The 25,224-nt window shown below is 41.3% G+C and carries 20 protein-coding genes and 1 pseudogene; 11 read left to right on the top strand and 10 right to left on the bottom strand.

Annotated elements, in window-relative coordinates; genetic code table 11:
• Both NLP_RS31315 and def read left to right on the top strand, forming a co-directional pair.
• A complete protein-coding gene (locus NLP_RS31315) occupies window positions 1–1,245 on the top strand; it encodes an HhoA/HhoB/HtrA family serine endopeptidase (protein ID WP_104909711.1) in 1,245 nt (414 codons plus the stop codon).
• A 113-nt stretch (window positions 1,246–1,358) separates the two neighbouring features.
• Window positions 1,359–1,889 (top strand): peptide deformylase, encoded by a 531-nt coding sequence (gene def, locus NLP_RS31310; RefSeq protein WP_104909710.1) that lies wholly within the window; start codon window positions 1,359–1,361, stop codon window positions 1,887–1,889.
• 96 nt (window positions 1,890–1,985) lie between these two features.
• Here def and NLP_RS31305 read toward each other — a convergent pair whose 3' ends face one another.
• Window positions 1,986–3,677, bottom strand: a complete 1,692-nt coding sequence (locus NLP_RS31305; protein ID WP_104909709.1) for an NAD-binding protein — start codon at window positions 3,675–3,677, stop codon at window positions 1,986–1,988.
• Window positions 3,678–3,892: 215 nt separating this feature from the next.
• Here NLP_RS31305 and NLP_RS31300 point away from each other — a divergent pair, with 215 nt between their 5' ends.
• From NLP_RS31300 to NLP_RS31285, 3 genes are all read left to right on the top strand, one after another.
• The gene (locus tag NLP_RS31300; RefSeq protein ID WP_104909708.1) at window positions 3,893–4,993 is read left to right on the top strand and encodes a D-alanine--D-alanine ligase family protein; all 1,101 of its coding nucleotides are present in this window, start codon (window positions 3,893–3,895) and stop codon (window positions 4,991–4,993) included.
• Between the two features lie 355 nt (window positions 4,994–5,348).
• The gene (locus NLP_RS31295; RefSeq protein WP_104910112.1) at window positions 5,349–5,843 is read left to right on the top strand and encodes a hypothetical protein; all 495 of its coding nucleotides are present in this window, start codon (window positions 5,349–5,351) and stop codon (window positions 5,841–5,843) included.
• Window positions 5,844–6,820: 977 nt separating this feature from the next.
• On the top strand, window positions 6,821–7,792 hold the full coding sequence (locus NLP_RS31285) for an HNH endonuclease (protein WP_104909707.1): 972 nt from the start codon (window positions 6,821–6,823) through the stop codon (window positions 7,790–7,792).
• A 248-nt stretch (window positions 7,793–8,040) separates the two neighbouring features.
• Here the strand turns inward: NLP_RS31285 and NLP_RS35370 are convergent, their stop codons facing one another.
• Window positions 8,041–8,316 (bottom strand): tyrosine-type recombinase/integrase, encoded by a 276-nt coding sequence (locus tag NLP_RS35370; RefSeq protein ID WP_267894956.1) that lies wholly within the window; start codon window positions 8,314–8,316, stop codon window positions 8,041–8,043.
• Window positions 8,317–8,629: 313 nt separating this feature from the next.
• Here NLP_RS35370 and NLP_RS31275 point away from each other — a divergent pair, with 313 nt between their 5' ends.
• The gene (locus NLP_RS31275; RefSeq protein WP_104909706.1) at window positions 8,630–9,073 is read left to right on the top strand and encodes a hypothetical protein; all 444 of its coding nucleotides are present in this window, start codon (window positions 8,630–8,632) and stop codon (window positions 9,071–9,073) included.
• 56 nt (window positions 9,074–9,129) lie between these two features.
• On the opposite strand, the gene NLP_RS31270 is transcribed toward NLP_RS31275, so the two are convergent.
• From NLP_RS31270 to NLP_RS31260, 3 genes are all read right to left on the bottom strand, one after another.
• Window positions 9,130–10,062, bottom strand: a complete 933-nt coding sequence (locus NLP_RS31270; RefSeq protein WP_104909705.1) for an alpha/beta fold hydrolase — start codon at window positions 10,060–10,062, stop codon at window positions 9,130–9,132.
• 19 nt (window positions 10,063–10,081) lie between these two features.
• Entirely contained in the window at window positions 10,082–10,588 is a 507-nt protein-coding gene (locus NLP_RS31265) for a DUF4112 domain-containing protein (protein WP_104909704.1), read from the bottom strand.
• A gap of 87 nt (window positions 10,589–10,675) precedes the next feature.
• Window positions 10,676–11,575 (bottom strand): YihY/virulence factor BrkB family protein, encoded by a 900-nt coding sequence (locus NLP_RS31260; protein WP_104909703.1) that lies wholly within the window; start codon window positions 11,573–11,575, stop codon window positions 10,676–10,678.
• A gap of 157 nt (window positions 11,576–11,732) precedes the next feature.
• Here NLP_RS31260 and NLP_RS31255 point away from each other — a divergent pair, with 157 nt between their 5' ends.
• Window positions 11,733–12,206, top strand: a complete 474-nt coding sequence (locus NLP_RS31255; RefSeq protein ID WP_104909702.1) for a hypothetical protein — start codon at window positions 11,733–11,735, stop codon at window positions 12,204–12,206.
• 29 nt (window positions 12,207–12,235) lie between these two features.
• On the opposite strand, the gene thrC (NLP_RS31250) is transcribed toward NLP_RS31255, so the two are convergent.
• Entirely contained in the window at window positions 12,236–13,327 is a 1,092-nt protein-coding gene (thrC, locus tag NLP_RS31250; RefSeq protein WP_104910111.1) for a threonine synthase, read from the bottom strand.
• Between the two features lie 920 nt (window positions 13,328–14,247).
• On the opposite strand from thrC (NLP_RS31250), the gene NLP_RS31245 reads away from it, so the two are divergent.
• On the top strand, window positions 14,248–14,442 hold the full coding sequence (locus NLP_RS31245) for a hypothetical protein (protein WP_104909701.1): 195 nt from the start codon (window positions 14,248–14,250) through the stop codon (window positions 14,440–14,442).
• A 79-nt stretch (window positions 14,443–14,521) separates the two neighbouring features.
• Here NLP_RS31245 and NLP_RS31240 read toward each other — a convergent pair whose 3' ends face one another.
• Window positions 14,522–16,900, bottom strand: coding sequence for a hypothetical protein (locus NLP_RS31240; RefSeq protein ID WP_104910110.1), 2,379 nt, complete (start codon window positions 16,898–16,900; stop codon window positions 14,522–14,524).
• A 255-nt stretch (window positions 16,901–17,155) separates the two neighbouring features.
• On the opposite strand from NLP_RS31240, the gene NLP_RS31235 reads away from it, so the two are divergent.
• Window positions 17,156–18,823, top strand: coding sequence for an iron uptake porin (locus NLP_RS31235; RefSeq protein ID WP_104909700.1), 1,668 nt, complete (start codon window positions 17,156–17,158; stop codon window positions 18,821–18,823).
• Between the two features lie 170 nt (window positions 18,824–18,993).
• On the opposite strand, the pseudogene NLP_RS31230 reads toward NLP_RS31235, so the two are convergent.
• From NLP_RS31230 to thrC (NLP_RS31220), 3 genes and pseudogenes are all read right to left on the bottom strand, one after another.
• A pseudogene (locus NLP_RS31230) lies at window positions 18,994–19,156 on the bottom strand (IS630 family transposase); the annotation flags it as partial.
• Window positions 19,157–19,373: 217 nt separating this feature from the next.
• A complete protein-coding gene (locus NLP_RS31225; protein ID WP_094342283.1) occupies window positions 19,374–19,649 on the bottom strand; it encodes a ubiquitin-like small modifier protein 1 in 276 nt (91 codons plus the stop codon).
• A gap of 88 nt (window positions 19,650–19,737) precedes the next feature.
• Window positions 19,738–21,048 (bottom strand): threonine synthase, encoded by a 1,311-nt coding sequence (thrC, locus tag NLP_RS31220; RefSeq protein WP_104909699.1) that lies wholly within the window; start codon window positions 21,046–21,048, stop codon window positions 19,738–19,740.
• Between the two features lie 827 nt (window positions 21,049–21,875).
• On the opposite strand from thrC (NLP_RS31220), the gene NLP_RS31215 reads away from it, so the two are divergent.
• Window positions 21,876–24,404: a beta strand repeat-containing protein gene (locus tag NLP_RS31215; protein WP_104909698.1), complete on the top strand. Its 2,529-nt coding sequence runs from the start codon at window positions 21,876–21,878 to the stop codon at window positions 24,402–24,404.
• Between the two features lie 172 nt (window positions 24,405–24,576).
• Window positions 24,577–25,140 carry a DUF11 domain-containing protein gene (locus NLP_RS31210; RefSeq protein ID WP_104910109.1) on the top strand — a complete coding sequence of 188 codons (564 nt, stop codon included), beginning with the start codon at window positions 24,577–24,579 and terminating at the stop codon, window positions 25,138–25,140.
• Window positions 25,141–25,224 lie beyond the last annotated feature (84 nt).

The following is a 25,224-nucleotide window of genomic DNA, read 5'->3' as shown; positions in this document are numbered from 1 at the left end:
ATGAAGATAACAAACCATCACTCAGCGACCAAAAAGATTGAAACCAGGGGCTTACCCCATAGGTTGTGGATGCTCTCATCCGGGGTAGCAGTGATTTTCCTGGGGAGCTGCTCTCTTCTACCTGCTAAGACCTTTGATACTCAGCAAAGTGATATTCAAGCCCAAAAAACAACAGAACCTAATCCGGGAATTGTCCCCCCGCCGATTTTCTCTTCGTCTGGAGATCCTAATTTTGTGGTGAAGGTAGTACAACAGGTGGGGCCTGCGGTAGTTCGCATTGATTCTTCCCGAACAATCACTTCTCGCGTACCAGACGAATTTAACAACGATCCATTTTTTCGGCGGTTTTTTGGAGAGGGAACCCCACAACCTAGACAACGCGTAGAACGCGGTAGTGGCTCTGGATTTATTATTAATTCTTCAGGTCAAATTGTTACCAATGCCCATGTGGTAGATGGTGCTGATAGAGTGACTGTTATACTCAAAGATGGCCGGACTTTTGATGGGAAAGTTTTGGGTGAAGACCCAGTAACGGATGTGGCAACGATCAAAATTAATGCCAACAATCTGCCAACTCTATCTGTGGGTAACTCCGATGCCTTACAACCAGGAGAGGCTGTAATTGCCATTGGTAATCCATTAGGCTTGAATAATACCGTCACTTCGGGAATTATCAGTGCTACAGGGCGTTCTAGTAGCGATATCGGTGCTAGTGACAAGCGGGTTGATTACATCCAAACGGATGCTGCGATTAACCCTGGTAATTCTGGTGGCCCATTGCTCAATGCTCGTGGTCAAGTGATTGCGATGAACACAGCGATTATCCGAGGCGCTCAAGGTTTGGGATTTGCTATACCCATTAACACCGTGCAAAGGATTGCTCAAGAATTAATTGCTAAAGGCAAGGTGGATCATCCTTATTTGGGTGTTCAGATGGTGACATTGACACCAGAAAATAAAGAAAGAATCAAAAATGTCGCAGGCGATCGCTTAAATATTACAGCAGATGACGGCGTTTTGCTGGTTGAGATTGTGCCGCGATCGCCTGCATCTGTAGCTGGTTTACGAGTTGGTGATGTGATTAAAAGCATTAACAGCCAGCCTGTTACTAAAATTGAAGAAGTACAAAAGCTAGTAGAAAAGAGCAAAATTGGTACTAATTTACCAATAGAAGTGGAACGCAATGGGCAAACTGTCCAAGTAGGAGTTCAACCGGCTCCTTTGCCCGTTAGACGTGAAGGATGATGTTTGTCATTTGTCATTTGTCATTGGTCATTTGAAAATAACTGACATACTCCACTCCCCCAATGCCCCATGCCCTGTTTGCCCAATGCCCCATTACCTAAAGGAGTTTTATCATGGGTGAATTAACGCCAATTATTCAATTAGGCAATCCAACATTGCGCCAAAAAGCTGCTTGGGTTGAAAATATTCAAGATGAGCAAATCCAAAAATTAATTGAAGACTTAATCGCAACTGTTGCTAAGGCTAACGGTGTGGGAATCGCTGCGCCTCAAGTAGCACAATCTTATCGTTTGTTTATTGTGGCTTCCCGTCCTAATGCCAGGTATCCCAACGCCCCGGAAATGGAACCTACTGCCATGATTAATCCTAAAATCATTGCTCATTCAACTGAAGTTGTCAAAGATTGGGAAGGTTGTTTAAGTGTTCCAGGAATTAGAGGGTTAGTTCCTCGATATCAAGCTATTGAAGTGGAATACACTGACTCTCAAGGCAATTTACAAAAGCAAGAATTAAGCGATTTTATCGCTCGGATTTTTCAACACGAATATGATCATCTCGACGGTATTGTATTTGTCGATCGCCTAGAGAATACTCTCGATATGATTACTGAGCAAGAATATCAACAACGAATAGTTAACAAATAAATGGCAGTGGGGAGTGGAGAGTAGTGTATTAATTACGTAGCTTGCTTCTCGCCTTCTCTACGAGACGCTACGCGAATGGCGAGTATTACGAATTATTTAAGCGTGTGATTCACAAACTTGCTCGTCCCGCCACAATTGATATAGTCGTGTCGTTGGCATAGTCATATATAAAACATCGCCTTCACTGAGATTAGTTTCTAATAAATCCCATCCATGAAGGGTTTGGTTATTTTTTTCTACGTACAAAGGTACGCAGTCAGCAGACATTGCTACATCTTTCACCCACTGACCGCAAAAGACGTGTGAAGCTGTAATTACAGTCGCAAAAGCTACCCAAAGACTATCTGCTGTGATGCCATTGCCGAGGATGCGTCCCCCTAGTGCAGCAGCAGCAAAAGCTGGGGCTGCCAGTTCAGCTGGACTCAGTACGGCCTCAAAGCCAAATAGCTGTTGTGCTATGCCAGCAAAATCAGGATCGGCATAATGAACAATCACTGGAATGCTCGGTGTCAAACCTTTGGCTTTGAGGGCAATTTCCAAATTGGTAGCATCATTGCTAGTAACAGTAATCACTGCGGCAGCAGAGTCTATATTGCTGGCTTTGAGTATTGTGCGGAAGCTGGCATCGCCCTGAATGACGGGAATACCCAGTTCGCGAGCGGTGTTGATATATTTGTTGTTGGAGTCGGGTTCAACTACTACAACTTCATGTCCGCTGGCGTGGAGTTGCTGGACAATTCTCACGCCAATACCACTCAAGCCACAGACAATGTAGTGATATCGCTGGGGAATTCGGGCTGCATCCCAAAATTGCTTAAAGCGGCTTCCTAAGACAAAATCGGTGAGCATGGCATACCAAATACCAATCACCACTGCTCCAACCAGCATCATCACAACGGTAAATAACTTAATACTGTTAGGAGCATTTTCTACTACTTTGTCATTTCCACCCGCTCCAGTAATCATGCCGACAGAAAAATATAGAGCATCGACAGGAGACAAACTCAACTCAGCCGACATATAGGTGAATGTAGCGATCGCAATAACTGTCAATAGTGCAATAGCACCCATGACTACCGATCGCCCGTGTTGCTGAAACAGCCTAAGATTAGTCAAGACTTTCAGCAGTTTTTTAATCAACGATCTCCGAGGAGGACGGATGCGGGGTTGTGTACCAATAATTATGCGATCGCCTACTTGTATCTTTTGTCCAGATATCACCGCTGACACCAAATCCATCTCACCTTTTACTGGCAAATAATAAATCAGCATCCGCGATCGGTCTTCCCACAATTCACTCAGTTGTCGGCCCTTCCAGAAGTGGTTTTCATCAATGTATTCTTCGTGAATCGGCCAAGTTTGCTGAAATAATTTGATTTGTCCGATCGCTTGGTTTCCCAGTGCTGCAAACGTGAATACGGGTGCTGCTAATCCCACAACACTCATACTCAAGTGGTCTGGCAAACTTTGATCTAGGCGCTCTCCTAAATTTGTATTATAAAAACGGTTGATAATCCGAATCTGGGGATTCAGCACCCGCGCTTGCATCATAATAGACAAATTTAGAGCATCTTTAGATCCAGTGATTACTAAAGTGTGTGCCTGTTGAATTCCGGCTGCTGTTAGGGTAGAAGCTGCTTGTAAATCGCCAACAATCACATCTGGTGCTGTTTCGCCAGGAATAGATCGGTGATGAATACCAACAACGAAGGCTCCCTGCTGTCTCAGCAACCGAAAGGTTTTATATCCGGTAAGTCCTAAGCCACAAACAATAATTCGAGGTTTCATGAAACGGCAGCATCTTTTACAGGTGGGGCTGCATTTCTAGTTATTTATCAATATTGTTGCCCACTTTCCTGGAATATAACTGTAGCTGACAACACGATTGTTTTAATTGGGGGCAGAAGGCAGGAGATCGGAGGCAATAAAATAATATAGAAAAATATGGCAATTTTTGTAGGTTGTGATACGCTATCTGCTTGAGAAGTGTGGAGGAGCCGAAAATGACTAAGCTGCGGGTAGGGTTACTGTTTGGCGGTCGTTCGGGAGAACATGAAGTTTCGATCAACTCAGCACGGGCGATCGCTAAAGCCTTGAGTGCAGAGGAAAATGCTAGTAAGTACGAAATACTGCCTTTTTACATCCAAAAAGATGGCCGCTGGCTGGCGGGAGAAGCACCCGAAAAAGTTTTAGCAACCGGCAGTCCGCTGCTGGAATCGACAGAATCAACTTCTGAGGGAAATCTCACATCCAACCCTCAAGCCCAAACCCTGAGCAAGTGGCAATCTCCCTCTCAAGTTGCCCAAGTGGATGTTTGGTTTCCCATTCTCCACGGCCCCAACGGTGAAGACGGGACAATTCAAGGGTTACTCACCTTGATGCAAGTCCCCTTTGTCGGTTCTGGGGTGTTAGGTTCGGCAATGGGAATGGATAAAATTGCCATGAAAATGGCTTTTGAGCAAGCGGGATTAGCACAGGTAAAATACAAGGCGGTAACTAGAGCGCAGGTTTGGTCTAATCCTTGCGTATTTCCAAAACTGTGTGACGAAATTGAGGCAGCATTAGGTTATCCCGCTTTTGTCAAGCCTGCTAATTTGGGTTCATCAGTGGGTATTGCCAAAGTGCGATCGCGCCCAGAATTAGAAGCCGCTTTAGATAGTGCTGCCAGTTATGATCGCCGACTAGTTGTAGAAACTGGTGTCGTCGCTAGAGAAGTCGAGTGCGCCGTTTTAGGTAACGATCGACCCCAAGCCTCTGTCATTGGAGAGATTATATACGACAGTGATTTTTACGACTATGAAACTAAATATACTGTAAATATGGCAGATTTACTGATACCTGCACAACTTCCAGATGCGATCGCTCGTCAAATCCAAGATATGGCTTTGCAAGCTTTTGCCGCTGTTGACGCTGCGGGGTTGGCAAGGGTAGATTTTTTCTACGTGGAAGCAACACAAGAAGTTTTGATTAACGAAATCAATACCTTACCAGGCTTTACTACGACAAGTATGTATCCCCAACTCTGGGCCCATAGTGGAGTCTCCTTTCCAGAATTAGTCGATCAGTTAATTCAACTTGCTCTTGAAAGGCATTCTCCTAGCTGAGAAAAAAATAAGCGAACTAATTTCAGATTATTAGGGCAAAAAGTCATCATAAATACAGAACTTTGGCAAAATTTAGCCAGATTTTGTAGCATCTGTTTTACAAAAAAGTTACTTAAATCTAAATTTTGTTACGGATACCTGATGCTTGACTCCTCAAGTACAATTTATTGACTAGAGGGGTACAAATCTGAAAGTAATCATGGAAAAAAGTCAGAGTGTACAGCGCGAGCGAACCCAATTAAAAAGGGCTACTCCAGAGCTGACAAATAGGAAATCGAGACTAAAAAACAGCTCGAATGTTCTGATATATCTGGTTGCACATCATCCTTGGCTATTGTTAACCGGGTGTTTAGCCATGTTTATCGGAGGTGGTGCCTTTGCCTTATATAGTTTAGGTAATGCTGGGCCCGTGCCACAAGAAGAACCAGAAAAAATCCCAGTTATAGTTGAAGAACCAATCAATCTGCCCTCTGAAAATAGCAATGCTACACCTTTATGGATGATTGCTGCGATCGTTCTCAGCTGTGGTGGTGGTTCTTTGCTGATTTTCCGAGTGCTTAACCGCACAAAGCAACCGCAAAAACTTCAAAAACAGATTAATCGCCATCAGGTACGCTTGGCACAGAAGCATTACCAAAAATTGGAACCACCACTTCCCAAGAATCAGCCAATTTTTGTGCCACAGCCACAACTAATGCCTCTTATGCAGATGCAACCTAAAACAAAACATCTAGTAACGGTTCTACCAGCAGAACACAAGCATCACCTGGATACGCGCACAGAACCTTTAGCAGACTTGATGGATCTTCGTAAAAATAGTTCATTGTCTGCTATTTTACGTCAGTATTAATACTACTGTAAAGTAAAACCACGTTAAATTAACACTTTTTGCCCATTAGCTTGGCTTAGATTCCTGACTTATTAAATAAGTCGGGAATCTTGTTATGTACTAATAATTTATCTGCTATATAGCGGTTTAACTGCTTTTAAAAAGTTAGATATGAGCAATTAGGAATATTTAAAAACTTGCCAAAATGGCAACCAGCTTTTGATTATTCAAGTTAAATTATATGAAGATAAACAACTTCAAGGGTTTGATTATCAGGGACTACCACCTAAGCAAATTCCTTTTGTAAAATACTATTTACTTAGTGATTTACAAAAACAAAAAGCTATCTCTAACAATTATTTGCAGAGTATTTATCTCAGTAAATAAATTCAATAATCAGGTTTGGCATTTGCTGCAACAGGAATATTAAATGCGTGCAGGCGTTGTTGTTGAAGTACGCATTAGCCCCCAAATAGCGGGTAACGTCTGTATACATTCCTGTTCGCTTCAGCAGCAAATGGTAGAGTGGGAGTTTGAAAGCTGACTGATATGCTTCCTCCCACTCTCTTTTTATCTAATTGTCCCCACTGCTAAATACTCGCACTTGAGTGAGCCTTGAATGTATGGCATCAGCAACGGTTTTTTGTAACTGAGTTGCAGCAGTAGTGGTTCTGTTAGACCTTGGTGATGGGTGTAATCCTTCTGCCTCACTACATCCTCACCGCTTTAGTCCTTGTGTGGGTTTTGAAGTAAAACTGAGATTTTTAAATAATTATGGCACACTCCTAACTGGATAATTAAGCTGTGTTAGGGTGTGAGAAATATAGAAGCAGTTAAAAAAAGCGTGGACAAATGGCGCAAAGAAAAAACGAATATTGAAACTAGAGCCTCATAAGTATGACACCTTAGATATTACTCTACATCTTGCTACAATGTTTCATTAATCTGTAACTAAATCTCTCCTAACGTCCATTTTTAGCATTCAGCTAACAAAAATTATGCAGTGCATTATATGTAAAAAAGATAAGCCTCACGACAAATTTACTGAAGAACATATATTTCCTGACAGTATCGGAGGAAATATCATATTAGATTGTGTCTGTAAAGAATGTAATGATTTCCTCGGTCATTCAGTAGACTCAAATCTTGTTAACCATGTATTTGTTCAATTTAATCGTCTTGCCTTGAAGATAGCTGGTAAATCGGGAAAGATACCAAATCCATTAGCGGAAGGATATATTAATGATAGCCAGGAGAAAATTCAATATATATTTAATAATTCTGGGATACCTAAAGAACTAAGAATATTTCCAAAAATCCAGATTTTTTCTGGAGATAACGGAATATTAGAAATTCAAATTGATGCTGACGTAAAAGACAGAGATAAGTTAACATCCATTATTAATAAAAAATTAAAAAGATTAGGCTTAGATGATTTATCTAAGGAAGAAAAACAAAAAATTGAAAATGCTCAACCCCTCCCTGGCGAACGACCTCTAATTCGTAAAACTATTGCTATAGACATATTCCGTTATAAACGAGCAATTATAAAAATTGCATATGAATTAGCTTATTACTGGCTTGGAGCTACTTATCTCAATGATGAAATTGGAGAGTTATTAAGGTTGAGTATCATGGATAATTCTCTAGAAGGACTTTGGTTAAAGAAATATCCAATTAATGCTCATATTGACTTGATTGGAGAAAAACCAATTTTCCCGTATTGGACAGATGAGAAAGACCATCATATTGGTCTAATACAAAGATTCGATAGTAACCTAATATGCTGTATAAAAATATTTAATATATTTCAAGGAATAATTATTATTAGTAAAAATGCACATTTATATCCTACTTTTATAAATAAATTTATAGCTATTAATGCACAAACACAAGAATCACGGGAATCAGACCTGGAAACAGAATTATTAAAAATTATAGAGTCAATTATTACATATTCGGGAATATAATTTTAAATCTAGAAAAATCAATAACATCAAAGTGATAGTAATTACTAACCATAAAAAAGACTGATTGGTGATAGGGTATAGCAACAATTTGCTGTCGTCATAACTGACTTTTTACATTTCTTATAACAGGCGCTATAACCAATTCAATCCAACCCATCCATTAATAGCTCAGACATTTCCAGTTAATCCTGGTTGCGGTTATCGTCGTAAATCTGGAGCGTATTTAGTTTTGCGTGTCTGCTGAGTTTCTAAGCTTTCCGCACATTCCCATCAGTCTTTTCAAGTACGGCAGTGATGGCACTATGGCGGCAACGGTGTGATGACATAGTTTTTTCTACACCAGCTCGTTTAAATAAATGCTTGACTATTTTATAAATGCCATCCCCGGTTAACCTGTGACCAGCATTTTGGAAGTCAATCGAAGTAAACAACGGACGGGACGAGGATATATCGCCACCACGGGCAATCACCCAGTCAGTAATAGCTATCACAGTGACTTTTGGCAGATTGACTGTCTCTCGGATTTGCTTGCTCTTACCTAAAAAATACCCAGAAAAATAACTAAAATCTATATACAGAAAGACTTTGACATTATTTTGCCTAGTTTATTGATATATCTGGGTTTCAAGCGTTTTTGCTCATTTGGTATATTTCCCTTGCCCTGCATGGGTTTGAGGCTTATTTTTTCCTCAAAAATTTTTAAGTCCCGTTAGATGGAAATTAGCAAAAAGTGGATATGCGATCGCTCAATTGTATTAGTTCATACTAAATTAGTATATTTACTCAACTAATTTGTCATGCTACTTAATTAATATATAACAAATACCATGTTTTTATATGAAAAAAATCAAAGCTTTTTTGATATTTATATCTTTATTATCACCAGTATTTTTAGCTAATATTGTTCAGGCACAGAGTGTTATAAATGTAATCAGTTCATGTTCTGTATTGACAACAGCAGGGATAACAGAGAGGGGTAAATGCAAGATAAAAACTTGGTTAGAAGGTAACTATATTATTGTTGAAGTTAAAAAGTCTTGGGATAGAGAACCTAGTTATTTTAGACTTACAAACAATCCTGAATGTAAATTGTGGGGGCCTGCTTTGGATAATGATAACCCTTGTAAAGCAGTGACAGGAGACGGTAAAAGCTGGGATGACGAGAGCATTGTAGTAGGTATCGGAGAACATACAGATGAAAATGGCAATAAAACGTTTGGATATAGCTTTGGAAGGGCTTATAACTTATTTTATGATGGCCCTTTTGTTATACCTAAATGATGTAATCATTTATCAATTTAATCGGCTCACACAAGCATAAAAGGTAAGAATCCACTTTAGAAGTTAGTCTCTTGTAAAAACTCAAGAATCGTTTTATTCAACACCTCAGAAGCCCCAGTTGAAGCATCATGACAGCAGTTAGATAAAATCTGTAATTTGGAATTGGGGATATGTTGATGTAATTTTTTACCATGACTAGCAGGAAACCAACTATCTTGCTCACCCCACAAAACTAGTGTAGGACACTTAATTGCACTCAGGTTATTTTGAATTTTAGTGAGCATATTTGGCTTATTTGCTTGCCAATTCTCAATTTCTCGCGCGGCTATTTGTAACTCTTCGGCAACTTTTGCGATCGTACCAGGCAATTCAGTAAATGGGTAAGTTATCCAATAGATATCTTCCTGCGTCAAAATTGAGGGATCGAATAATACCCTACGTCTTTCTATTGCCATAACTTCTCTAAATAGAGGTGCAAACAGATATGTCAGACGTAAGGAGTCAATTGTTTGCATTACTTCTAGGGGCGTTTGGGCAAGTAACCACATAGACCAATGGGGTAGCTGTTCGGCAAAAACAGGTACGTTTACTACTATAAGCCGTCCGATTAACTGCGGATTTTCTTGAGCAAGAGCAAGGGCAACTAATCCTCCTAGAGATTCTGCTACAATCACTGCGGGTTCATCACATAATGCCTGAATAATTCTTTGAAACTCAATAACTTGATGACCATTGTCTTCTCTACGAGACAATGGTTTTTCGGAAAAACCAAAACCTTTGGCATCAAAACAAATTACTCGGTAATATTTAGATAATGGTGCTACGCTGTGGCGCCAATTGTAGCTCCAACTCCCCATGCCATGTAATAAAATTAACGGTTTACCTCTACCTTTTTCGCCATAAGCAATTTGTACAGGATAGCCTTTAGCATCAGTAATAACTAGACTTTGCCGCCCTTTGGGAAAAGTAGCTTGCCACCAATCTTTCATTCTTTTATCAATAAACAATTTAACCACCTGAAAAGGCGTTCCACAGGATTCTAATTAGGATCACGGGCAATGCTACTAAGGCAATAGAGATTAGCAACAATCCAGCCAAAACGGCAAAGATAAACCACCTGTCTGTACTTTTTTGCTCGCTGGGAAACTTTAAGTGTTCTTCCAAGAGCTTGATATTATTAGTGTTAGCTTTCCAGGCAAAATCAAAAAAGTCTCCCAAAACTGGGACAGCGCCTACTAAGGCATCAATGATTACGTTCAAAACCATTTTACTTAGAGTGGCTCTAGATACGCCTAGCCGTGCTGCTTCTAGAATAATGTAGCTAGAAAACATTATTCCCAAAAAATCACCACCAATCGGTATGAGTCCTAAAATTGGATCTAGACCAAAACCAATTTTTGTGCCAGGAATGGTAATAGCATTATCCAACAGCCGACTTAACTGACGCAGGCGCTTCAAAGTGGGTGCTTTGGCATCAGGTTCAATCATCGAAAATCGAGGAGGAGAATCAGACATAGAGGCGATCGCTAATTTTGTATTGAATCGTTAGATATTTTACTCCCCTACTCAGCTTTTGCAATCATTTTCTCAAGGATTTACGAATTAATATTTTTCTTGCGATTGCGGCTGGGCTTTTAAGCGCATATCTTCGCCGATAGTCACGTTCAACTGATCGCCGATTAACAGAACAGCAGCGCTCATTGACAGCCAGAGCATTAAAACTATCACAGCTCCTACAGCACCATATACTTTATTATAATTCCCAAAATTCGCCACATACAGCCGAAATAGGGCAGACAACATTGCCCAAAAAACAGCTGCTAAAATTGCTCCAGGCATCATTGGCGTGCCTGAGTTCCACTTGCTTGGGCCATAGCGATAGACAAAGCCAAAGGCGACAGCGACAATACTTAAAGTTAAAGGCCAGCGTAACAGCAGCCAAAGATGCAACAAAAAGATTAAAGAACTATTTTCGCGCGCTACTATTCCCAATAGCCAATCGCTGGTAAACACTGAGAAAGAAGCCAGTATCAAAAGCAACATAGTGCCAACTGTTAATCCCAGAGAGACAAGCTTGGCTTTCCAAAAGGGGCGGATGTTTTCTGAAGGAATTTGATGAATTTGATCGAGGGCTGTCATAGCAGTACTCACCGCCCCAGAAGCAGTCCAAATTGCTAATACAAAGCTTAGAGAAAATAAACCACTGTTTTTGGAGTTGGTAATTTCTGTGGTGGCAAAATTACTAATCAGATCCAGGGCTTCTTCAGGTAGGACTTGACTTAGTTGTGCCGCCAGTTGTTTAAAGGTGTTTTGTAAAGATTTTGCCAATAAGCCAATGGCTGTGATGATAGCCAGAATTGCTGGAAACAAAGATAACATGGCATTAAAGGCGATTTCCGAGGCGAGTCCCAAAAGTCGCCTTTCGATAGTCCTAGAAAAAGTTTTTTTGAGCGTGTGCCAATTGAGGTGACGAAAGAAGCGGATAAAACGAGGCTTTAACATGATTTAGAGTTAAAACTGGTTGCGTTCATTAACTACTGTGCTAAATTTTGCGTAGCGATCGCATCTATCTTTCTACCGCAAGAATATCGAGTGGAGAGTTTCTAACTAATGACCATTGACTAATGACTAATGACTAATGACTAATGACTATTAATCTATGAATCAAGATTTAACACAACAGTGGTTGACAGAAATCCAGGTAATCAAAGAGCAGATGGCACAGCTACAAAACGATCGCGATACGGCTTGGGAAAGTGCCCAAAAATGGCGTCAGCTTTACAACACAGAAGCAGAACAACGCCGCACAGATACTCAACTTTCCCAACAGTTGATCGCCTCCCTTAAGGCAGAACTGCATAAACTCCAAGGTTTTGAAGTAGACACACTGGCTGCTGGGACACCAGTAGCTATCCAACAAGAAATAGAACAGCTAAAATCTGTGGAAGATTTGCAAGCTAAACTCATCGCCGCGATTAAAGAACGCGATCGCCTCTTGCAAACTTTGAAAACTGAGCAGGACAATCACGCCCAAACCCGCAATAGCCTGACTACTGCCTTGGGTGATGCTATTGATAGCTTGACACGCGAACGAGCAGGGGCAGAGGAGCAGAGGAGCAGAAGGGAGAAATAACCAATGCCCAATGCCCAATGCCCAATGCCCTAAAATCCCATTGCCTCAGCTACTGCGCCCAGTTCCGCCGCGATACCCTGTTGAAATTGACTGTGATTGTGTTTAATGGCTGTATCTGGGTCTTTTAGACCATTGCCTGTGAGGACACAAACCACTGTCGCTCCTGTGGGAATTTGGTCTTTCACCTGCAACAAGCCAGCAACAGAAGCAGCGCTAGCAGGTTCGCAGAAGATACCTTCTGATGCTGCCAAAAGTCGATAAGCGTCGAGGATTTCGGCATCGGTAACGGCGTGGAAATTTCCCTGGCTGGCGGTTTGTGCCGCGATCGCTAAATCCCAACTAGCAGGGTTGCCAATGCGAATTGCTGTCGCTAAGGTTTCGGGATTTGCTACTGGCTGACCGTGGACTAAGGGGGCTGCACCTGCGGCTTGGAATCCCATCATCCGGGGTAGGCGATCGCACTTTCTGGCTTGATGATATTGACAAAAGCCCATCCAATATGCAGTGATATTTCCGGCATTTCCCACGGGAATACACAGCCAGTCTGGTGCATCACCCAATGCATCGACAATTTCAAACGCTCCTGTTTTCTGTCCTTCTAGGCGGTAGGGATTGACCGAATTCACCAAAGTGATCGGATAGCATTCGGCCATCTCGCGGACAATTTCTAAAGCTTGGTCAAAATTACCTTTAATTGCCAATACTTCTGCGCCATACAGTAATGCTTGAGCTAACTTGCCCAACGCCACATAACCGTCGGGAATCAGTACAAAGGCATTCATGCCCCCACGTCTGGCATAAGCGGCGGCGGCGGCTGAGGTATTGCCCGTGCTAGCACAAATTACTGCTTTTGCCCCTGCTTCCTTAGCCTTGGAAATCGCCATAGTCATCCCCCGGTCTTTGAAGCTGCCGGTAGGATTCAAACCGTCGTATTTTACAAAAACCCGTACTTGTCTGCCAATGCGTTCTGCGATCGCTGGCACTGGTATTAGAGGTGTATTGCCCTCCAACAGAGTGACAATCGGTGTTTTTTCGCTGACAGGCAAGTATTCGCGATAGGCTTCTATCAATCCGGGCCAGGGTTGGCGATGAGATGTAGCAACAGACAGGCTCAAAGTCACGGGATTTAAAATTTCTGAATGTAAGGATTGGATATTTAGAAAGGGTGAGATAAGGAAGTGCAAAATGGGCAAGAGGAAGAAAGTAGATTTTTCGTTACCAGTTGCCTGTTGAGAGTTCCCTAATCCCAAAGAATCTTATTAAAAATATTATTTTTTGTAATGCAGGCGTTTCACTTGCTATTTTCATTTAGAAGGTTAATTTATCATAAACTGCCACGGCGACCTTCGGTTCAACAAATTAGCTTAGAGGATACTGACGAGGTGAAAAATCATCTACAAATCTATAGGACTCCTATATGATTTTGAATAAGACTCAGTACTTATCTATCCTATTGCTTGTCCACGCAAGTAAATTCAGGAATCAAACCTGATTGCTATATGAGACTTACGTCATAACTCTGTGAAACTCTAATTTACCCGTGGTTAAAGCTGCTTTTAGTGCATTCGTTTAGTCAGGTATATCTATGTATTTTCCCACCTGATTCGCTTTAATTAATCTAGGAAAATACGCAAGAGACTGTCTCTTTTTGATAGTAGCCTTCTATTTCCGTTGCGACGAGAGGCTGTGCCAAGTGTAAGTGCTTCGCCCTACGTTTTTTCATTATTTAGCATAATTCTTGATATAGTCTACATATAATTTCTTGCGTAAATTCCCCAAAAACGGCGATAATTGTTTGTACAACCATAATTGACAGACTAGAAATTAACTATTCCTAAGTACCATACAGTGGAAGAAAGCTTTACACAGTTGGGCCAGTGTTTTTTTTTGGAACACAGCCATTATAATCACCGTCTTTTATGATTGAACCCCAAATCCATTAGAGTAATTGATTGAAAATATACAATAATGTAATAAAGCTTAAAAGAGCATTATTATAATATTTCTAATGGTGTGAGTTAAATTGTGGATTTAATTAGCGATGCCTACTTATTTATCTAACGTTTCCGATCGCGAGTCCCAGACTGCCTGGGTCAGTAAGTTAACCAAGTCTTATTATCAAGACGATCAGCAAGCTAAATTGATGCATTTACAAGCAGAGGTAGACTCTCTGTTGCAGCAATTGGAAAACCTGAAGCACCAACGTCAAGCCGAAACCAACCAAAAAGAAGAATAAGTCAGTCTTGTCGATCGCGATCGCTTTTCCCCTCTCTAATTTAAATTTGAGTAAAGGGGAAATTTGAGTCAGGGATGTGCTATTCAAAGCGCTGATTTTTCTCTGACCAGCGCCTCAAACTGTAGTTATGAGCATTTTCTACCAGTAAAGCTAAGGATTGCACCCCTGAAAGCTTGGCGATCGCAGAGAGTCTTTGTAAGTAATTTCCTGTAAAATCAGTGTAAATGATTTTATTTCCATCAGAAAAAATTATAGTCCGGTCGCGGCGCTGTTCTGTGTTTTTTCTTGGAACTTTAGGTGTCGGTTGATTCAAAGATACTATTGCTTCTGGTGAGATAGTCAGTATTATTTCTGGTTGAGCGTTATTTGTTAAATCAATCACTTGAACAGGCCAATCACCTAATTTTTCCTGCATCTGTTCAAAGCTAGGAATAGCACCACCCGGAACTTCGCCGGATTGTTGTAAAGATTGCCACAGACTCGATAGCATTACCTTCACCCCTTGGGGATTTTGTTGATGCAGTTCTCGTAGAGTAATGGGAGATGGTTGCACCCATTCCAGTGCTGCATTGGTCAAGGCTAAAGGTTTGGGTTGGAGAACATTGTTTTGATTATCTGGAATTTTTGGGCCAGCAGCTAATAGGCGCAAAACTTTACCCCGTAGTTGCACCGCTTTGATAGCGGCTATAGTAATTTTTTGTTCTCCATTTGGCAACCAGACTACAATTTGGATTTCCGGGTCAGAAGTGATTCCCAAAGTTTTCCAGAAAAATTTGGCGGCGTCAGTTTTCGGAGGGTTGAAATTTTCAAAGGGGAAATTTAGCCAGCTTTTCCCGTCATTAAATGCACTTACCTCCACCTGATACCAAACTTGATTATCGGTAAGTTTCAAATCTGCTGGGGAATTTGGTTGCAGCCATTCGGTGTTGGTAACTTGAGTGATTGGTTGCACCGTACCAACAATCTGACTAGGGTGAGTAGAGGATATTTGCGATGTCCCCTTACCATTAAGTCTTGCCAACAAACCTTGAATATAGGCAAGATTATCTTTTGTAATTTTTGGTTGCGCCTTTAACCAAGAATCAGCGTGTTCTTCTCCCCGTTGAACTGCTAAAATCAACGCGAACCAAGCTTGCACCTCTTGTCTATTTGGGTTCACCTGCAACGCCGCCACTGTGCGATTCCACAACCGTTTTTCATCAGCTTTGAGTAGAGTAGCAATTTCTTGGGCATTATGTGGCGACGCTTCAAACACCTGTAAAGCTTTCTCCCAGCGACCATCAATCAAATCTGCCAGCACTTCTTGACTAGGACTGGCCCAATTTTTCTGGGCTTGAATTTTAGTAAGTTGGGAATGCAAGCGAATCAAATCCATTTGCGCTTGCGCCGCTTCTGGTAAAACTCCTTTGCGCTGCTTCTTGACGAATTTCAACCATTCAAAAGCTGGTGTCCACAATCCGCTACGGGCAATTAATAGGGCGTTTTGGTATCCAGAATCTTTGAAGGTTGATGATTTGAGGCTAATCGCCTCCAATTGAATTGGTTTGAGAAATAACTTCAAAGGTTTGACTTGGTAAACCTGTAAGTGCGGTTCTAAACCTACTGTTTGGTCGACAACTAACTCTTTTGTAGCATCACCAGTTACCTGCTGCCATTTGGGCAATTGTCCATTAGGACTAGTCCAAGACAACATTTGTAGTAGATTCGTGCGTTCTGGATTGTAGTATACGACGTAACCGTAGCGGATAACACCAGCTCCTTGTTGGCGTTTACCCCGCAAATCAAACCAAACCCCTGATGATGGTGTCTTACCTTCAAAGCGTTGCACTTCAGTTAAAGGTAGGGGAATACTGATATCCTGGGGTTCTGATGTTCCATCAAGCAAAGAAGAAATCACAAAGAATTCATCTGGGCCAGTTATAGGTAATTGAGTCGCTAGATAGTAGTAACTTTCTGACTGAGATTTAAACTCTAACTCTTCTGAGCGCTCGTAAACTCTGAGTTCCACCAGTTCTTCACAATCAGATAGACAATTAGCACGTTGTTGAAAAACTGGCAGTAAAAATGAAGTTTTCACATCCTCATGTAAAGGCAGAGTTTCCCCAAATATTTGGTTTTTTTTACTTAAATCGAGTTGAATTTGTTTGAGAGTTTGGGGACGTTCGTGTTTACCAAGGGGAATTTGTGCCCATGCAGGTAAAATTTTATTTAGCCAGCTTACCTCGTCTGGATTGAAGATGAAGAGAACACTAATCCAGGCAAAAGCCATAATTAGACTAGCACTACTTAACAGAATTGCGTAGGCGCAGCCCGTCGTAGACATCGCTAGTATTGACGACAACCAACGCCCTCGTTTTAGCTTTTTCTGGGATTTTTTAGCGACGCGTTTCATCGCACCAGCACGAGGTTGATTTAGTTTAGAGGCTTTTGGCTTCAGCTTGCGTGAACGATTTGCCATAGATTCGGGATTATAAAATTGAGGATTAGGGATTGAGAAACTCTTTTCTAGTCCCCAGTCCCCATTCCCCAATACCCTGTTATACTCGCCCTTTAAAAAGTTGCCTAGAAGCATTAAGTCTAATTTTGGACAAAATCCGTAAATGTCCCCATGTGAACCCAAGATGATCGCGAATACACTCTTCACTTAAGTATGTGAGCAGAGTGTAAAAAATTGAAAGGTAGACTTATTAGCCGCAGTCATTGCAAAACCTGGATGCTCGCATGGTTACTAATTGCGGGAGTAAATGGAGTTGCACAAAAAGCATTAGCACAAGAATATATCAATACAGAAACTACTCAGGAGATAGGAGTTAAGAGCGATAATATTATTCCCTCATCCCCCTCCCTCTCTCCAGAAGAACCGATGGCGCAAGTTACATCGGTATCTCAACTCAAGGATGTACAACCCAACGATTGGGCATTCCAAGCCTTGCAATCTTTGGTGGAACGTTATGGTTGCATAGCCGGCTATCCAGATAGCAGCTATCGCGGTAATCGCGCTTTAACTCGGTATGAATTCGCTGCGGGTGTAAACGCTTGTTTAGATAGAGTCAACGAATTAATTACTACAGCCACCAGCGATTTAGTCACTCGCGAAGATTTAGAAATATTACAAAAATTACAGTCAGAATTTGCCCCTGAATTAGCAACTTTGCGGGGTCGTGTCGATAATTTAGAAGCCAAAACTGCTGAAATCGAAGCTAACCAATTCTCAACAACAACTAAACTCAGTGGACTACTGATAGTTGGCATTCAAGGACGAACTAACAATCGTGGTGATATTAATCCTAGAGATGGCCAAAAAGATACAACTGATGCAGGAACAAACATTAATGTTATATCCCTGGCGCAGCTGTATTTAACTAGTCAAATCACTCCCAGTAGTTACTTGTTTACAGGTCTTTTAGATGGAAAAGGAAAAACTACGCCGAGATTTACCAATAGTGTTTCCCGAAATGATGTTTTACTTGGCTACGAATTTCCTACAGATAACTTGATTGTAAGTGACCTCAATTTTCATTGGCTGGTGACAGATAAATTAGCAGTAATGGTAGGAACAGAAGGCGTAAGTATGCCATATGCTTTCCGAGGCCCCAATCGGGTAGAAAGTGCTGCAACTGGACCATTATCTTATTTTGCCCAAAGAAACCCAATTTTAAATATGGGATACGGTCACGGTGGTATAGCTATCGATTGGCAATTTGCTAAACGCGCTAGTTTACAGGCAATTTATACTAGTTATCAGCCAGGAAATTCCGGTAAAGGTAGCGGTTTATTTGATGGAAACACCACTACAGGTGTACAATTACTGCTGACACCAACTGATACTCTAGATTTAAGTTTATATTACGTTAACAATTACGCTTCGGATGGTTGTTTACTAACCTTTGTTGGTGATGAATGCTTAACTACAGTTAATACCACTACCGGAAAATCAGCACCGCTACAAACTAATGCCGTGGGTGCGACTCTGACTTGGCAAATTTCTCCTCACATTAGCGCAGGTGCGTGGGGTGGTTATACTAAATCTTACATTCCTGGGCAATCAGGAAGTGTAGAAACAACAAATTATATGGTGTTTCTGAATTTTCCTGATTTATTTGCTAAAGGAAATTTAGGAGGAATTTATGTCGGTCAACCTCCTAAAATAACTAGTAGTGACTTACCTGTAGGGAATAATGTCCCTGATTTTATCAATACAGGTTTAGGACGAACAGGTGGACAACCAGGCACGACCACTCAAATCGAGGCATTTTATCGTTTCCAGCTAACAGATAATATCAGCATTACACCAGGGATAATTCATCTTATACAGCCTGGTAACACACCAGATAGTGACTCAGTTACTATCGGCATTCTACGGAGTACTTTTAGTTTTTAGTTTTAGTTTCACATAATAAGAAGCATCTGCGGCTTCCCACAGCATGAGCGCTGTGGGAAGCCGCGGAGATTAATTAATTGGGAAATTTTAGAAAGTTGGTATAAATAATCAACATATCTTTTTTAATGCCCAATGTCATATTTTCAATAGATATAGGACTAGTATTTGATTTATGAAAAAGCTCCATACATTTGAAGAGTGGCAAAATCACTCGTTTGTGTGTCGGAGAAACCACTCAAACATCCATTTAAGATGAGAGAACGAAGGAATCAAAGCACAGAAACGCCGCATCCAGGTTTTAGCTTGTAACCAAATATCCTCAATTGGATTTTGTGATATTTAAACGATCTCTGTACAGGCTCTTTCTATTTTGAGTCTTAGAGTAGGTCAGTCAAAAGCTAAAAATTCCCAGGAATTCTTTTATAGTTGCTGTTAAAGTCATTTACAAAAGTTTTCGATATACTGAATTTGAAACCAATAAAAATAAGCCTGCCATTCGCGGCAAGCCTAAATGTATTCATTTAATAAATCTAGGTAGATGTTTTCAGGATTAACCACCAGCAACAGCAGGAACAATACTTACTTCATCACCATCTTTCAAGGCTGTGTTAATACCATCTAAATAGCGGATATCTTCACTATCGACGTAAAAATTTACAAATCGACGTAGCTTGCCTTCTTCATCGCACAACCGCGATTTAATACCAGGAAAGCTTTGTTCTAAGGAGTCCAAGAGTTCAGCAATGGTGCTACCGTTGGATTCTAGACTAGCTTGATTATTAGTCAAATTCTGAAGAGTTGTAGGAACTAAAACTGTTACAGCCATAGAAGTACAAAGTGAAGAGTTAAAAGTGAAAAATACAATTTAAGAGTTAGGAGTCATGAATAAAAAACTCATAACTCATAACTCCTAACTAAACGAGGACTTGTTGCCATTCCAAGCGATCCAGAGTACGCGATCGCTCCAAGGCGCGTTCAAAACTATCCAATTTAGCATCAATAGTCAAGGGTTCACCAACGTAGCCTTGGATTGCTTCTTGCGTTTTCAGACCATTGCCGGTGATGTAAATCACGGTAGTTTCATCTGGATCAATTTTGCCAGCTTCTACCAGTTTTTTCAGCACGGCCACGGTTGTACCACCAGCCGTTTCTGTGAAGATGCCTTCGGTTTCTGCCAGCAACTTGATGCCATCAATAATTTCGGCATCATTGACTGATTCAATGTTACCACCTGTCTTCTGAGCTAGCTCCACAGCATAAATACCGTCTGCTGGATTACCGATCGCTAGAGATTTCGCAATTGTATTCGGTTTTACTGGCTTAATAAAATCGCGTCCTTCTTTGAAGGCTTGGGCGATTGGCGAACAACCTTCAGCCTGAGCGCCACTGAAACGGACGCTCTTGTTTTCTACTAAACCAACTTCGACAAATTCTTGGAACCCTTTATAAATTTTTGTAAAGAGCGAACCAGATGCCAAAGGAGCAACCACATGATCGGGAAGTTCCCAGCCTAGTTGTTCTGCAACTTCAAAACCTAGCGTCTTGGAACCTTCAGAGTAATAAGGACGCAGATTGATGTTGACAAAACCCCACCCATGTGTATTAGCAACTTCAGAACAGAGACGATTTACTTGATCGTAGTTGCCCTTGACGGCCATCAGGGTGGGACTGTAGATCAGGCTACCGATAATTTTACCGGCTTCTAAATCTGCGGGGATGAACACACAGCAATCTAAACCGGCGTGAGCTGCGATCGCAGCTGTAGAATTTGCCAAATTACCAGTGCTAGCGCAAGAAACAGTAGTGAAACCTAACTCCCGCGCTCTAGATAGAGCGACTGACACCACCCGATCCTTAAAGCTCAGGGTGGGCATATTCACAGCATCATTTTTTATATAAAGCTTATTTAAACCCAAACGACGAGCAAGACGGTGGGAACGAACCAACGGAGTCATACCAGTTCCCACATCTATAACATTGTCAGTTGCGACAGGCAAAAAGGGACGGTAGCGCCAAATTGAATTGGGCCCAGCTTGAATTGTTTCACGAGTGACAGTCAGACGTAGGGCGTTGTAGTCATATTTAACTTCTAACGGGCCAAAACATGACTCACAAACATTACTGGCTTTGAGTTCATATTCCGCACCACATTCCTTACACTTCAAGGCTTGAAAGTAGGCAGTGCTGGTTTGGGTTTGGGTTTGGGTTTTGATTGCCTGAGTCATAAACTAGCTTTCCCTGTTTGTCTGTCACTTGTCGCCTGATACTAACACGAGCAAAAATACCAGTCAAACATACCCGACTAAAAATATCGGGTATACTTCGTGTTGAGAAGAATGATTCTTGTAAAACTTTAATACTAGTAATCTCTATTTTTAGTATTTACACAGACATTTTTAATGTTATTAAAAAATAAAATAGCTTCACTTACTCAGCATTAACACGGTAATTTTCATGATTATATCGCATTAATATTATGATAAAATTGCATTAGCTGAAATTAATATCCTATTTAAGCGATCTAAATCGCTTAGTTAACTTTCAATTTTTTTATCTAAATGACTCTACAGAGCAGTATACATTTCTGACAGCAAAGACTCAAAAGCATTTATAGATATAAGTTTTAGTGGTTTAATCAGATGATTAAACCACTAAAAATGCTATGTGTGTTGCCAAAATAAAGTTAATTTTTCAGCTTTGATGTACTCATTCACGTCTAGAGAAGTTGCTTATTTCTACGGAAGACTTTATTTGCTTTAAAAGCTACATTGCTATTTACATCTAAAAGCCGCGGAAATACAGTAATAAATTACACATATTTGCAATTGCCAGCTTTGATTCTCAAGGGTAAGCGTAAAACAAGTAGACAAGTTATTTCTGGTTATTATCTCAATACAGTTTTTAAGGAGTGTCAATAATTTAACTCCTTAAATATGCATTCCCAAAACTTCAACGTTTTGGGCAGCCATAATCGGTAATTCCTAAAAGGGAATTGCCGAACTTTATCCTGTCTCAAAATCCGAGATACAAGTTCAGCAAACAAACTATTTCTATGGTAAATCGAAATCAATCCGTAAATAAGCAGCGTCAACTTTACCAATTTCTAATAGCAACAGCGTTATTAACTGGTAGCCTTTTCCAATTTCTCGCACCTGTATTAGCTGACGGAACTACAGCAGGTACATCTATCAGCAACACGGCGACTGCGACCTACGAAGATCCCAACAATCCAGGGACAACTATAAATGCCACTTCTAATACTGTCGTTGTCACCGTAGCAGAGGTTGCTGGGATTACCGTCTCAGCATCTGGAATCACAGATAGTAATGGTGGTTCTGTTGAAGTTAACGATTTATTAATATATACCTACACTCTGACAAACGTCGGTAATGACCCTACTAAATTCCGGGTTCCTAACCTAGCAACCACAACTGGGCCAGGTACAGTTTCGGGAATATTACCGAATGGTGGTACAGCTAACAACTTGCAATACAGCACTGATGGCGGCGCAACCTGGCAAAATATCACTGGGACTGAAGTCATTACAGCCTCAGTTGCGCCTGGTGGTACTGTGTTGGTACGTGTGCCAGTTACCGTACAGGCTGGCGCTCAAACAAACGATGTAATTACCGTTACCCTTGGTAATACACCTGGTAATGCTCAGAACCAACTACGAAGTCCCGATGGTGGTGACGTTTATACCGTAGATAACGCAGATGGAACTGTTACTGGTGAGGTAGCTGGCGCACCAGTTAACGGAACAAGGGAAGCTAGTGCAACCGAGCAAATCAAGGTAGGTTCTACCCTGAAGTCCTATGCTTTAGCCACCGTGCTGAAGGTTCGTGGTGTTGTAGACACTAATAACACGACCCAGATTACAGATGACAAGATACCTTACAGTTTAAGTTTAAGGGTTGAGTCCAATGACCCCACAAATAACGGAATTAGCCCAGCAGCTTTAGTAGGTACACCCATCAATGTTGATGGTAGTAATGGCAACTATATTTTAGTTTCTGATGCAATTCCAGCAGGCACACAATTAGCAGCTGCGCCAACTCCACCTCCTGGTTGGCAAGCAGTCTACACGACCGAGCCAGTCACAACTAATGCGAATACAGCCAATTGGAAAACCTTTCCCTTAAAAGGTGCTGATACACTGCCAGGTGTGACTCGTGTTGGTTTTATCAATAATCCAACTACTATTACTTCCATTGCTCCCGGTACAACGGTAAATGGTTTCTCAATTCAGTTAGCTGTTAAATCAACTGCAACTTCACCATTGACCGTCTCTAACATTGCCCAATTATTCGGTCAAACTCCTAGTACTAACGCCCTAGTATACGACGAATCTGGTGACCAAAATCCCAGCAACTACGACGGCTCAACACCTCCTCCAGGTACAGATACCAATGGTGATGGTGTTCCTGATACTCTACCAGCAGCTAGTGTTAGTGACGGCTATATTAACGACTCAACAGACCTTACCAACACTGGAACTGATACAGGTAACAACAATACTGGTACTGGTAGTGGTGGTGAAGCAAATAGCATCATACTGCAAACGCCTGTAGCTTCAGGGATACTCAACGGGCCGCAGAATGCGCCAGATGCGACTGGGCCATCCGGGAATAACGATGACTTCACCAATAAATCTTCCCTTGTACCAGCAGGCACACTACCTGGGGCTAAACTTGACCCACAATCAGTTGGCTTTACCAACACAATTAAGAACAATGGCACTAGCACAGGCAATATCACATTAGTACCAACAAAACCAACCAATCAGCTGGATTTACCAAATAGTACGAAGGTAACTATTACCTACAATAGTCAGTCGGTTGTATATACCTACGATCAAGCAACAGGAAACTTTACAACCGCTAGTACACCAATCACTATCTCTAACGTTGCTAGTGGCGCACTCATCAACTATGGTGTAGAAGTCGATCTGCCAGCCAATACTTCTTTGTCAACAGATACTATTCCAGACTATACAGGCGATAAAGAATTTGGCTTCCCAATACCCATTGCTGCCTTCATTGATGCTAATAATGATGGTGCATTCGATAAAAATACTGAAGTCTACAACATCACTATTGATCGCGTGTATACTGGCTTCCTGAAACTGCTGAAAGTGTCGCGAGTTTTACAAGGAACTGGGACTGTAGTCCAGGGGAATGATGGCACATTCAGTATCGATCCGAAGAAGCCTGCACCAGGAAACATTATTGAGTACCAAATTCAATACACAAATATTTCCGATCCTCAATCTGGAACGGGTAATGTGATTTTGAATGCTAACAAAGTTGTGATTACTGAAGATGGTACGAAAACCCCCAACAACTGGGCATTAGACAACGATGCTAGCGGTCAAATTGATACTAGCAACATTGTTGGTTCAGCTAAGGATTCCGGGAGTGCAACCATTCAATTCTTCAGTGGTAATTCAGCTACTAGCTCTGGTATTGACCAAACTGGAACTACGGCAAACACTGATGTTGCTAAGTATATAGATACTGTAACTGACACGATCGCACCGGGTATTCAAAGAACGTTTACCTTCCAACGCAAGGTGAACTAATTCGTTCGGATTGGGGACTTTGAAGTTCGCAAACTTGAAGAGTCTGCGAACCAGTTCACCTCACTCCCCAACCCCTAAACATCAAGCAAATAGGGGAATGACTTTTTCTAAGCAAAAGCTGGGAAAGATAAGTCAACAATTCACATTCTGGAATTTTTTTGAGGTTATTTATATGAAGCGTGTTTCTCTTGCAGGTTTAGGAGCATTTGCTCTCATTGCTACAGTTCCATTTGTCGGTCAAATTCCGGGAATCGCAAATGTATGGCATTTAGAAAGTGCTGTTGCTCAGAATATCAAAACTCAAGGGCAAATTCAATTGCGTTTAGAAGCAGAAAAGCAGGTGGTGGCACAGGATCAACAAGGTAAGCAAAGTAAGAAATGGGAACCTTTGAAAGGTCAAGTTGTGGTGCGACCAGGAGATGTATTGCGATATACCTTAAGCGGTGAAAATAAGAGCGATCGCCCAGTGAAGAATTTGACTTTTAATCAACCTATTCCCAAAGGAATGGTCTACGTGCTGAATTCTACCAGTGTCGCCAAAAATGCCAAAGTTATTTACAGCATTGATGGCGGGCGTAGCTTTGTCGAAAATCCCACTGTTAAAGTTACTCTTCCTGGCGGCAAAGTGGAAACAAAACCAGCACCAGCCATTGCTTACACCCATATCCGTTTGCAGATTCCGTCACTTGCAGCGAAGACGACAGTCAAGGCAACTTATCAAACCCAAGTGCGCTGATTGGGACGCAAGGACACGCCGTCCTGACTCGAAAAAGAGCTGCAATCAACAATATTTCTAGATAAAACCTGAAAACGAGATTTT

Source organism: Nostoc sp. 'Lobaria pulmonaria (5183) cyanobiont' (assembly GCF_002949795.1).
Classification (GTDB): Bacteria; Cyanobacteriota; Cyanobacteriia; order Cyanobacteriales; family Nostocaceae; genus Nostoc.
The sequence above is the reverse complement of the archived record's forward strand: the minus strand, read 5'-3'. Positions and strand labels throughout refer to the sequence as shown.

Excerpts from the sequence above, each read along its gene's own strand:
- NLP_RS31275 (WP_104909706.1), top strand. The coding sequence starts at position 8,630 with ATGAAAAAAATCAAAGCTTTTTTGATATTTATATCTTTATTATCACCA.
- NLP_RS31305 (WP_104909709.1), bottom strand. The coding sequence starts at position 3,677 with ATGAAACCTCGAATTATTGTTTGTGGCTTAGGACTTACCGGATATAAA.
- NLP_RS31240 (WP_104910110.1), bottom strand. The coding sequence starts at position 16,900 with ATGGCAAATCGTTCACGCAAGCTGAAGCCAAAAGCCTCTAAACTAAAT.
- NLP_RS31210 (WP_104910109.1), top strand. The coding sequence starts at position 24,577 with ATGAAGCGTGTTTCTCTTGCAGGTTTAGGAGCATTTGCTCTCATTGCT.
- NLP_RS31300 (WP_104909708.1), top strand. The coding sequence starts at position 3,893 with ATGACTAAGCTGCGGGTAGGGTTACTGTTTGGCGGTCGTTCGGGAGAA.
- thrC (WP_104909699.1), bottom strand. The coding sequence starts at position 21,048 with ATGACTCAGGCAATCAAAACCCAAACCCAAACCCAAACCAGCACTGCC.
- NLP_RS31225 (WP_094342283.1), bottom strand. The coding sequence starts at position 19,649 with ATGGCTGTAACAGTTTTAGTTCCTACAACTCTTCAGAATTTGACTAAT.
- NLP_RS31235 (WP_104909700.1), top strand. The coding sequence starts at position 17,156 with ATGCTCGCATGGTTACTAATTGCGGGAGTAAATGGAGTTGCACAAAAA.
- NLP_RS31315 (WP_104909711.1), top strand. The coding sequence starts at position 1 with ATGAAGATAACAAACCATCACTCAGCGACCAAAAAGATTGAAACCAGG.
- def (WP_104909710.1), top strand. The coding sequence starts at position 1,359 with ATGGGTGAATTAACGCCAATTATTCAATTAGGCAATCCAACATTGCGC.
- NLP_RS31270 (WP_104909705.1), bottom strand. The coding sequence starts at position 10,062 with ATGAAAGATTGGTGGCAAGCTACTTTTCCCAAAGGGCGGCAAAGTCTA.
- NLP_RS31260 (WP_104909703.1), bottom strand. The coding sequence starts at position 11,575 with ATGTTAAAGCCTCGTTTTATCCGCTTCTTTCGTCACCTCAATTGGCAC.
- NLP_RS31295 (WP_104910112.1), top strand. The coding sequence starts at position 5,349 with ATGTTTATCGGAGGTGGTGCCTTTGCCTTATATAGTTTAGGTAATGCT.
- NLP_RS31265 (WP_104909704.1), bottom strand. The coding sequence starts at position 10,588 with ATGTCTGATTCTCCTCCTCGATTTTCGATGATTGAACCTGATGCCAAA.
- NLP_RS31285 (WP_104909707.1), top strand. The coding sequence starts at position 6,821 with ATGCAGTGCATTATATGTAAAAAAGATAAGCCTCACGACAAATTTACT.
- NLP_RS31255 (WP_104909702.1), top strand. The coding sequence starts at position 11,733 with ATGAATCAAGATTTAACACAACAGTGGTTGACAGAAATCCAGGTAATC.
- NLP_RS31215 (WP_104909698.1), top strand. The coding sequence starts at position 21,876 with ATGGTAAATCGAAATCAATCCGTAAATAAGCAGCGTCAACTTTACCAA.
- NLP_RS31245 (WP_104909701.1), top strand. The coding sequence starts at position 14,248 with ATGCCTACTTATTTATCTAACGTTTCCGATCGCGAGTCCCAGACTGCC.